At 65.2% G+C, this 9,955-nt stretch carries 11 protein-coding genes; 8 read left to right on the top strand and 3 right to left on the bottom strand.

Translation table 11 applies throughout. The annotated features are described in order from the left end of the window. The first annotated feature begins 279 nt into the window (after positions 1-279). Complete coding sequence (locus ID132_RS06975) at positions 280-1,200, top strand: nucleotidyl transferase AbiEii/AbiGii toxin family protein (protein WP_328743753.1); 921 nt, start codon at positions 280-282, stop codon at positions 1,198-1,200. A gap of 92 nt (positions 1,201-1,292) precedes the next feature. On the opposite strand, the gene ID132_RS06970 is transcribed toward ID132_RS06975, so the two are convergent. After that, positions 1,293-1,874 (bottom strand): type IV toxin-antitoxin system AbiEi family antitoxin domain-containing protein, encoded by a 582-nt coding sequence (locus tag ID132_RS06970; protein ID WP_235988369.1) that lies wholly within the window; start codon positions 1,872-1,874, stop codon positions 1,293-1,295. A gap of 477 nt (positions 1,875-2,351) precedes the next feature. Between ID132_RS06970 and ID132_RS06965 the strand changes: the two genes are divergently transcribed. Both ID132_RS06965 and ID132_RS06960 read left to right on the top strand, forming a co-directional pair. Continuing rightward, the gene (locus ID132_RS06965) at positions 2,352-2,978 is read left to right on the top strand and encodes a Fic family protein (protein WP_193128215.1); all 627 of its coding nucleotides are present in this window, start codon (positions 2,352-2,354) and stop codon (positions 2,976-2,978) included. A gap of 5 nt (positions 2,979-2,983) precedes the next feature. Then, positions 2,984-3,787 carry a hypothetical protein gene (locus tag ID132_RS06960; protein WP_193128214.1) on the top strand — a complete coding sequence of 268 codons (804 nt, stop codon included), beginning with the start codon at positions 2,984-2,986 and terminating at the stop codon, positions 3,785-3,787. Positions 3,788-3,847: 60 nt separating this feature from the next. On the opposite strand, the gene ID132_RS15230 is transcribed toward ID132_RS06960, so the two are convergent. Further along, positions 3,848-4,783, bottom strand: a complete 936-nt coding sequence (locus tag ID132_RS15230; RefSeq protein WP_193128213.1) for a transposase-like zinc-binding domain-containing protein — start codon at positions 4,781-4,783, stop codon at positions 3,848-3,850. A 78-nt stretch (positions 4,784-4,861) separates the two neighbouring features. On the opposite strand from ID132_RS15230, the gene ID132_RS06950 reads away from it, so the two are divergent. After that, complete coding sequence (locus ID132_RS06950) at positions 4,862-5,965, top strand: hypothetical protein (RefSeq protein ID WP_193128212.1); 1,104 nt, start codon at positions 4,862-4,864, stop codon at positions 5,963-5,965. On the opposite strand, the gene ID132_RS06945 is transcribed toward ID132_RS06950, so the two are convergent. Beyond that, on the bottom strand, positions 5,943-6,326 hold the full coding sequence (locus tag ID132_RS06945; RefSeq protein ID WP_193128211.1) for a MerR family transcriptional regulator: 384 nt from the start codon (positions 6,324-6,326) through the stop codon (positions 5,943-5,945). The two genes, ID132_RS06950 and ID132_RS06945, sit on opposite strands and share 23 nt — an antisense overlap. 192 nt (positions 6,327-6,518) lie before the next feature. Between ID132_RS06945 and ID132_RS06940 the strand changes: the two genes are divergently transcribed. The 4 genes from ID132_RS06940 to ID132_RS13830 form a co-directional block, all read left to right on the top strand. Continuing rightward, the gene (locus tag ID132_RS06940; protein WP_193128210.1) at positions 6,519-8,042 is read left to right on the top strand and encodes a SulP family inorganic anion transporter; all 1,524 of its coding nucleotides are present in this window, start codon (positions 6,519-6,521) and stop codon (positions 8,040-8,042) included. Between the two features lie 234 nt (positions 8,043-8,276). Continuing rightward, positions 8,277-9,245: a thioredoxin-disulfide reductase gene (gene trxB, locus ID132_RS06935; protein ID WP_193128209.1), complete on the top strand. Its 969-nt coding sequence runs from the start codon at positions 8,277-8,279 to the stop codon at positions 9,243-9,245. Further along, on the top strand, positions 9,242-9,568 hold the full coding sequence (gene trxA, locus ID132_RS06930) for a thioredoxin (RefSeq protein ID WP_193128208.1): 327 nt from the start codon (positions 9,242-9,244) through the stop codon (positions 9,566-9,568). Before trxB ends, trxA begins: the two co-directional genes overlap by 4 nt. A 78-nt stretch (positions 9,569-9,646) precedes the next feature. Next, on the top strand, positions 9,647-9,955 hold a 309-nt coding region (locus ID132_RS13830; RefSeq protein WP_459562453.1), incomplete at its 3' end, for an arsenic resistance protein.

Raw genomic sequence — 9,955 nt, 5'->3', positions numbered from 1 at the left:
TCGATCTGCTCGGGCTCGGGCAGTTCAACCCGCCGAAGGTGCGTGTGGGTACGCGTCGCCGCGTGCGGCGGACGCTGCCGGAGTGGATGGAACTGGAGAACCGGCCTGACGTGCCCGATGAGGATCTCACTCACTACGAGGGCATCCCCNCGTTCGACGGGCGCTGGAGGACATGCGGGATCGGATGCCGCCGGAGCGATGGAGGGCCGTGGTCGATGAGGCGCTCAGGCGAGACTTGATCGGCGAGCAGGACGCGACTGTGTGGAAGGTGGTGTCGGTGTGAGCGAAGTGACCCCTCCGCTGAATGTGACGCAGCTCAATGCTCGGCTCGCGCAGGTCGCCTTCGAACTGGGCATTCCGGTTGCGCGTGCTCGAGTGATGCTCTGCACGCTGATCGTGTCGCAAATGCTTCCCGACGCTGTCGCCGTAAAGGGCGGCATGGGTGTGAAGCTGCGCTTCGGTGAGCGCGGCACGCGCGCTACCTCCGACCTTGATGTCTCCACCCGCGTCCGCGGTGAAGAGTTCGAGCAGGCGTTCCGCGCGCGTCTGGCCGAGGGCTGGGGAACTGTGCCGGCGTCGAAAGGTGAGCTGCGTCGCAACCCGGATGCGCCGGAACGCGTCGCCTTCACCGCGACCGTCCGGGCAGTGAAACTCCATGACCCGGGGCTTGCTCGGCCGGAGTATGTGATGCACCCGTACCGCGTATCGATCGCGTTCCTCGGCAACGCCTGGGGCGCGCTTGATGTCGAGGTCTCCGATCCTGAGATCGATCCGCACTCACTTAAACGAAAGGAGATCGACGGCGAGCTTGTGCGGTTCGGCGCCTACTTCGGGTTCGGGGGTCTGCACCCCGTCGAGCTCGTCGATCTGGAGTACCAGATCGCGCAGAAACTCCACGCTGTCACCGATCCCGCCTACGAACGAGCACACGACCTGGTCGACCTGCAACTGCTTTGGAGCGCCGGCCCCGTTCTGTTGGTCTTGGAGGGGTTGTGCGTGCGTACGTTCGACTGGCGACGCCAGCAGGCCTGGCCGCCGCTCCCATTGCGCCCGATGGACGGCTGGGAACTTGCGTACGCCGACGCGCGGGCGGAAACTGAGGTCGGCGGCGCGACACCGGTATTGCCCGACATCACTGCGGCGCGTGAATGGCTGACGCAGGTCATCAAGGTCATAGCTTCCTCGCCTGTTCTCGATTGAAGGCGTCGCCCTGCCCACGCGCCGGTGCGTCGAGCATGCCTTCGAAGGGCAAGGATCGCTTCCTCTATCGGAGTCATGCTGCCGGATTGGGCCTACAGGAGCACCTCTAAAGCATGCTGGATCGCGGGGCGTGCCTTCGGGAAGTCCTCGGCCATCGTGAGCAGCGAACCGGGGCTGTTGCCGCGCTGGCGCAACCACTGCTTGAGCGCGCCGAGGGCGATGTCGTTACCCCACGCGTGACGCAGGCGGAACAGATCGATGAGGGTCCGCTCAGCGGAGTAGAGGCCGATCGACGATCCATCCGGCAACGCATGCTCGGTGCGCCCGACGTTGAACGTGTCCGCGTCGAAGCGGTGCCAGGCGATGGGTGCATGGTGAACGGTGACCGGTTGTGTGCCGCGCGGGACGGCGATGTCGCTCCGGGCGGGAATCTCATCGGTCAGCTCGTGCAACGACAGCGCCGTCAGAAGGCACAGCGTGGCGTCGGGTCTCTTGGCGGCGATGGCGATCCACGCTGCCGTTGTGTCGTCCGCGAGCCCTGATCTGAGGAAGAGGCCAGGGGAGATGCGCTCGAACTCACCCGACTCGATCAACCGGTCGAGGCCATGCCGAGTGAGACCCCGGGAGCCCAGATCGTTGTAGCTCAGTAGATCAGGCATCGTCGCGATGTACATCATCACCTCCGACCGGCAGAAACTGTTACAGATACAGCATATCTGTTATGATTTCCGTTGAACAGTGTCGACTCGATCCCCATCGCGGTGGCTACCGCTGCCAAAGGAAACCACCGTCAGTCGGTCGGGTTTGGATAGAAACCGCACACGGCCGTGGTGTGGGTGATCGGATTGTATCCGTGACGGCGCAGCGGACAACGCCGGGAGGCATTGCTCGGATCCGGAGGATGAGTCAACCCGAATACCGATGCCGAGGCATCTGCGGTGGTGCCGGTAGAATGGCATGACAAGAAGCCCGAGCAATGCCGAGGAGGTGGGAGTCGTGGCTGTCCGTACTGTGAACAAGGACGCACTACAGCGCGCTGTCGCACGTTCCACGAAGGCATCGGCCCAGCTCGAACGTCGCACCGTGCCCGCGGGGTTCGTCCGCTCGGAGCGTGTCGAGCGGTTCCTGGCTGAGCGTCGCAAGCGGAGCTGATGTCTCTGACGCCGGGATACGGTGAAACACCGGTTCCCGATGATGAACTGGATGCCCTGCTCCCTGATGCGCGTGAACTGGTGGGGATGCCGACCACCAAGAGTGCGATCTACGACCTCGAACAGGCCCTGCAAAACGAGGTCGCAGAACGCGCCCTAACATCGGTACTGGACGGGACGCTGACCGTTGCCGACCTCCTATCGGACTCCTTTCTTCGCGATCTGCACTCGCAGCTCTACGGCGATATCTGGGCCTGGGCCGGCGTGTATCGCAAGCGAGAGCTGAACATCGGTGTCGCACCCGAGCACGTCGCGGTCGAGCTGCGCGGCTCATTCGAGACGATCCGCTACAGGTGGGAGCATACGACCGACTGGACGCCACGCCAGCTCGGCGCTGTCGTCCACGCTGAGGTCGGGCGGATTCACCCCTTCGCCGATGGGAACGGGCGCTCCAGCCGTCTACTCGCTGACCTTGTGTTCGTCGCTGCCCAGGACTCCGATACCCCTGATGTATATGACTGGCGCCTCGACAAGCGGCGTTACATCGATCTGCTCCGTCAGTACGATCGCCACCGCGATCCCAGAGAGCTTGCCGACTTCCTTAGCACGCAACCCCTCGACTCGTAGGCAATATGACTTCAGCATTCCACCGCACCACAGACCCATCTCCCGGAATCGGGCCGCTGCGCCACCGCCGCGTGGCCTGGAACCTGCACCCGGTGCTCACCGACGTACTGAACACCCTCGGCGAGACACCGTTGGGGCGGGCATTCAAAGACCGAGCCGTCGAGGTGTCGACGCTGAAGGTTCTCGGCGACTCGGTCAACTACGCCGACGCGCTGCTCGCATTTCGCTACCTGCTTGAGCGGGCCGATGGTGATGGGCTGCCTCTGACTGCTGCAGGCTATCTGAAGCCCGCCGATGTGCAGGCGCTCGCGGTGGTGATGCCGACGATGCGCGACTGGATCCACAAGATGGCCCGCGAGATTGACGTGCACCCCGTGCTCCACTTCCGGGAGTACGTGAAGTCGATCGGGCTGCTGCGCAAGTACAAGGGTTCGCTGCGACTCACGAGACTCGGGCGAGTCGTCGTGAATGGCTCGGCTGCGCTCTGGGAGCACCTTGCTGACACGCTGGCTCCCGACGAGCAGTCCTTCCACGCCGATGCGACCGTCGTCGTCCTCGTGCATATGGCGACCACGGAAGGCAGGATCGATGTTGGTACGGTTGCACAGACGCTGACTGCGCTCGGCTGGTCGCACCGAGACGGTAGCCCGGTCAGCCAGGGTGAGGTCTACGAAGTCTGGAACGATCTCTGGGACGTGCTCGGCAACATCGGTGCAAGTGAGGGGAGCCATCGCTCGGATCGAATGATGAGTCATGCGGCCCGCGTCCTGGCGCACGAAGCGCTCTTCACGCAAGTACCGCCGCAATGAGGGGCGAGCCCAGCTGCCAGTGCAGAGTCGAGGGCTGCCATTGTGACGGCATCGCCGATCTTACCGACCACGGTTTCGACCGATGTGCCTGCTGTCTCGCCGACTGCCCTGACGTTCATGACGAGCCTTCCCGCGGGGTCCGAAACGGGGTCCTAAACCCCTCTGCGGGGGTCCGAATGAGGTCGTATCAACCCGCGACAACCCGTAGACTAGTGGTGTAAGAACCGCATGTATACGCGGATCGAGCAGGTTTGCGCGGAGCAGCCCGGAGAGCCAGAGCCCCTCAGTTGATCGTTGTTTGGTGAGGTGCCCGTGCTGCTGCCACCACGCTTGCAGGCCGAGCTGCCACGACACGGCGGTGTCCACGTCGATGACACGCGAGAGCGCTCTGGAGAGTTTCAAGAGGTCTCGTCCTGCTGGGCTTCTTGGGTGCCGTGTGAGGTGGCGGCGGATGTTCATCTGGACATGGAACAGGCAGCGTTGGGTCTTCACTTCTGGCCAGCAGGACCGGGCTGCCGACGCGAACCCGGTCCCGCCGTCACACACGACAACTTCGGGAGCCGGGATGCGTGTCAAGAGCGCGGACCAGGCTGCCGAGGACTCGGTCGAGCACCACTGCCAGGCCAGGACTTGCAGGTCTTCGGTGACCGCGATCAATAAGCACCAGGAACCGATATAGATCCCATCGACGAGGATGACGCGATGACGTGTTTCGACGGGACCGAGTGCGGGCTCGATATCCCAGCACCAGGCTGTTCGGCGTCGCAGTTGCCGTGCGGCGCTGGCTCCGCCGAGCTCGTGCTGGGAGTGTTTTCCGTGCAGCCATTCCAGGAACTCCCGCAGCTGGTTACGGCGGACCAGGTCGACGCGTTTCCTGACGGACGATGCGCCGCAGTCCGGGCAGCGCCACCGTTGCGTTCCAGCAGCGGTTCTTCCGTTCTTCACGAGCCGTTGCCCGCATACCAGACAGGTCGTCGTGTTCGCGTCGTTTCTCACGACTAAGGGTCCCGGACTAAGACCACCCCTCGACACGCCTGCAACGACGGGCCTAGATCAAGATCCCATCCACACGCTTTGTCCTATAACCCCAAGCGACAGACCAACCAGGTCCGGCGCACCCTGAAAATCCTGCAGCTCGTGTTCCCCGGCGCGAATCTGCGCTTCCGCGCCTCCGACATCCTCGCGATGCGCTCTTATAGCGACGACGGCAACATCCGCTCCACCATCGAAGTCCTCGAAGACGCAGGTCTCCTCATCGACGACCGGGTGCCGTCCTTCACCACGCTCTTCGAACGCAAGACCCATGCCCTTCCCGAGCCGATGCGCTCCCAGCTCGAGCTCTGGCGCGACATCATGGTCGACGGCTCCAAGACCCCGCCGCGCCGCCAGCCCCGCGACACGATGACGGTCAAAGGCCAGATGTACGGCATCCTCCCCGCGATCACCCGCTGGGTCGAAGGCGGACGCACCAGCCTCGTCGGAATCGGCACCGAAGACATCCTCGCCGCGCTTCCCGACGATCCGTCGCCCCGTCACACGATGATGCTCGGCTTCCGCAGCCTGTTCACGATCTTGCGCGGACGCAAGCAGGTCTTCATCGACCCGACGAAAGCGATCCCGCTGCGCGGCCCCAGACGCAACCTCCCGCTGCCGATGGAGCCCACGGCGATCCGCGACGCCCTGGTCAATCCCGATCCCGCGGTCGCGCTGGCCGTCTCACTCGTCGCCTTCCACGCCCTGATGACTTCGCAAGTGGAGCACATCAAGCTCACCGACATCATCGACGGACGACTGCGCATGCCCGACGGCCGTTCCATCCCCCTCGCGAAACCCGTTCGCGCCCGCCTGAGCGCGTGGCTCGACCACCGTGCCAAGCGCTGGCCCGAGACGAAGAACCCCTACCTGCTCGTCACCATCCAGACCGCGCCCAGGCTCTCACCGCCAGGCCGGAACTTCCCCTGGAAGAAGGCAGGTGTCACCGCCCAGGCGCTGCGCACCGACCGGATTCTCTACGAAGTCGAACAGACTGGCGGCGACGTCCGCCGAATCTGCGATCTCTTCGGCATCGGCATCGAAACCGCGCTGCGCTACTCCGCCACGATCCTCGAACCACCCATCGCCGACGCCCATCAAACACCCGACGCAGACGCGGCGACTATTTCGCGATCTGAGCGCTGAGCAACCCGATGAACTCGTCCGCAGCATCAAGCTGCTGGGCAAGCTTCACTCGACGCTCTTGTGCGTCATCCAGAAACTGCGCCAACGCGAGTTCTCCGTCCGCTCCCGACGCATCCCCCCTGCGCGCACTCTCCAGCGCTTGAAGCAGGTCACCCATCTGCTCCAGCGAGTACCCCAGCGGCTTCATTCGCCGGATGAGCAAGAGCCGGTCGTAGTCGTCCTCGGTATACAGGCGGAACCCGCCCTCCGAGCGCCCCGAGGGAGCGAGCAGGCCGATCTGGTCATAGTGACGGATCGTGCGCAGCGACAGCCCCGTCCGCTCCGCGAGCTCCCCGATGTGCATCATCCCGGTCTCGGGCATAGCGCGGCTCCCTTCCCAATTCGCCTCAACACTCACGTTACGTTAGAGTTGACTTTCGTGCCCGCATGTTTCGCAGGCATCTTCCCAACTGCCGGACCCCGAGCGGGGCACTGTCGGGCTGCGCGCAGACGCGCGCTCTCATTCTTTGATGGTGTCACACCTGACCCGCCCCTGACCTTGGAGGCCTGCCTCATGACGACAGCGACCACGACCGCCGATGACCGGAACCGGTACCGGCCCGACCCCTCGGTGCTCACCGCGCTGAAGACCCCGCGCATCCTCACCCGCGAGGTCCTCGCCGGACTCGTCGTCGCTCTCGCGTTGATCCCGGAGGCGATCTCGTTCTCGATCATCGCCGGCGTCGACCCGAAGGTCGGCCTATTCTCCTCGTTTGTCATGGCCGTGACCATCGCGTTCGTCGGCGGCAGGCCTGCGATGATCACCGCCGCGACCGGTGCGATCGCACTGGTCATCGCGCCGGTGGCCCGCGAGTACGGGATGGACTACTTCATCGCGACCGTGCTGCTGGCAGGCGTCCTCCAGATCGTGCTCGCCGTGCTCGGGGTGGCGAAGCTGATGCGGTTCATCCCGCGCAGCGTCATGGTCGGCTTCGTCAACGCCCTCGCGATCCTCATCTTCATGGCGCAGGTGCCCGAGCTGATCGGCGTGCCCTGGATGGTCTACCCGCTCGTCGCCGCCGGGCTGGCCATCATGGTCTTCATGCCGAAGATCACCAAGGTCATCCCCGCACCCCTGGTGTCGATCGCGCTTGTCACCGTCGCGGTCGTGGTCTTCGCGATCAACGTACCCGCGGTCGGCGACAAGGGCGAACTGCCGCGCAGCCTGCCCGAGTTGTTCATCCCGAACGTGCCGCTGACCTGGGAGACGCTGACGATCATCGCTCCGTACGCCCTCGCCATGGCGCTCGTCGGCCTCATGGAGTCACTGATGACCGCGAAGCTTGTCGACGACGTCACCGACACGCACTCGAACAAGACCCGCGAATCCTGGGGACAGGGTGTCGCGAACCTGCTCTCCGGCCTGTTCGGTGGCATGGGCGGCTGCGCGATGATCGGGCAGACCATGATCAACGTCAAGGCCTCCGGCGCCCGCACCCGCATCTCGACGTTCCTGGCCGGCATGTTCCTGCTGATCCTCATCGTCGTCCTCGGCGACATCGTCGCCATCATTCCGATGGCGGCCCTGGTCGCGGTGATGATCATGGTGTCCGTCGGCACCTTCGACTGGCACTCCATCAAACCGTCTACGTTGAAGCGGATGCCCAAGAGCGAGACGATCGTCATGGTCATCACCGTCGCCGTCGTTGTCGCCACCCACAACCTCGCCGTCGGCGTCGTCGTGGGCGTATTCGTCGCCTCGGTCATGTTAGTCCGCCGCGTCGCCCACCTCATCGACGTGCGCCGCGAGGTCACCGAACACTTCGGCGAGGCCCGCGCCCACTACACAGTCGAGGGGCAGCTGTTGTTCGCCTCCAGCAACGACCTGACGACGATGTTCGAATACGCCGATGACCCCGAGCGCGTGGTCATCGACCTCACGAAGTCGCACATCTGGGACGCCTCCACCGTCGCCGCGCTCGACGCGATCGAGACCAAGTACGAGCAGCACGGCAAAACCGTCGAGTTCATCGGCATGAACGACTACACGACCGCGTTCCACGCCCGCCTCACCGGCGGCCTCGGCAACGGTCACTAAGCGGACCTGCACCTGCTGCACGGTCCAGGTGCGGCGCGAGTCGCTGCCTGCGCGGGAAGGGCGACGCGCTCCGAGAGCCATTCTGCCGGCTGGCAACTCCCACCTCTCGTCGGCTCCACCCGCAGCCGCAGGTTCGCCGTCGTGATCCTTCCAGCGGATGAACAGGACGTGAACGCTGTCGGCGGTGACGGGGCACCCGTTGCTGACTGATTCGATGTCTGTCAATATAGAAGCATGTCGATTCAAGAGGTAGTGATCGTCGGGTCTGGTCCGGCGGGATACACGGCGGCGATCTACGCCGCCCGTGCGGGGCTGAACCCGGTCGTGGTGGCGGGGTCGGTGACCGCTGGCGGCGCGTTGATGACGACGACGGAGGTGGAGAACTTCCCCGGCTTCATCGACGGCGTGCAGGGGCCGGAGCTGATGGAAGCGATGCGGGCGCAGGCGGAACGGTTCGGCGCCGAGATCGTGTCCGATGACGTGACCCGTCTCGACCTCGCCGGCGATCTGAAGGTCATCGAGACCGGCGCCGGTGTCACGTATCGGGCGCGGGCGGTGATCCTGACGATGGGCTCCGCGTACCGCAAGCTCGGCCTCCCCGAAGAGGAGCGCCTGTCAGGCCACGGGGTCTCGTGGTGTGCGACCTGCGACGGGTTCTTCTTCCGCGAGCAGCACATCGTCGTGGTCGGCGGTGGGGATTCCGCGATGGAGGAAGCCCTGTTCTTGACGCGGTTCGCGTCGAAGGTCACGCTCGTGCACCGGCGCGATACGTTCCGGGCCTCTCGGATCATGGCCGAGCGGGTGCGGGCCGATCCGAAGATCGAGATCGCCTGGAACAGTGAGGTCGCCCAGATCCTCGGCGACGACCGGGTGGCCGGGCTGCGGCTGCGCGACACCCTCACCGGCGCCGAACGCACCCTGGACGTGACCGGGGTGTTCGTCGCGATCGGGCACGACCCGCGCTCCGAACTCGTCACCGGGCAGGTCGACACCGACCCGGACGGGTATGTGCGGGTCGCGCATCCATCGACGGCCACGAACGTGCCGGGCGTGTTCGCTGCCGGTGATCTGGTCGATCACACGTACCGGCAGGCGATCACTGCCGCGGGCACCGGCTGCGCCGCAGCCCAGGACGCCCAGCACTATCTCTCCCATCTCGCCCCCGCCGCCCAGCCGGCTCCCGTTCTGGAGGTCTCCGCATGAACACCGTCACCCCCGTCACCGACGCGACCTTCCAGAGCGAGGTGATCGAAGCCGAGCTACCTGTCGTGGTCGATATCTGGGCGGCCTGGTGCGGGCCGTGCAAGGCGATCGCCCCGATCCTCGACCAGCTCGCCGAAGAGTATGCGGGGCAGGTGAAGATCGTGAAGGTCGACGCCGATGCGAATCCGGAGGCCGTGACCGCGGCCGGGGTGACGTCGATCCCGACGCTCGGGTTCTACCGGGCCGGGGAACGGGTCGACGTGCTGATCGGCGCGCACCCGAAGCCCGTGTACGCGGCGAAGATCGAGGAGCTGCTCGCATGACCCAGACGAACACCGCCCCTACCACGGCGACCCCGAAGCGGCTGTCCACGCTGGACAAGTGGCTGCCGGCNCCTCGCGATGGTCGCGGGCCTCCTCCTGGGACGCTTCGTTCCCGCGCTCTCCGACGCACTGTCCGCGATGGAGGTCGGCGGGATCTCCGTGCCGATCGGGCTGAGCCTGCTGGTGATGATGTACCCGGTGCTCGCGAAAGTGCGTTACGACAAGGTCGCCGCCGTCACCGGCGACAAGCGCCTCCTCGTCTCCTCGCTCGTGCTGAACTGGCTGGTCGGTCCCGCGGTGATGTTCGCCCTCGCCTGGCTGTTCCTCCCGGACCTGCCCGAGTACCGCACGGGGCTGATCATCGTGGGGCTCGCCCGCTGCATCGCG

It is taken from the genome of Gulosibacter sediminis (genome assembly GCF_014904065.1).
GTDB lineage: Bacteria > Actinomycetota > Actinomycetes > Actinomycetales > Microbacteriaceae > Gulosibacter > Gulosibacter sediminis.
This window is presented reverse-complemented; position numbering and strand designations above follow the sequence as displayed.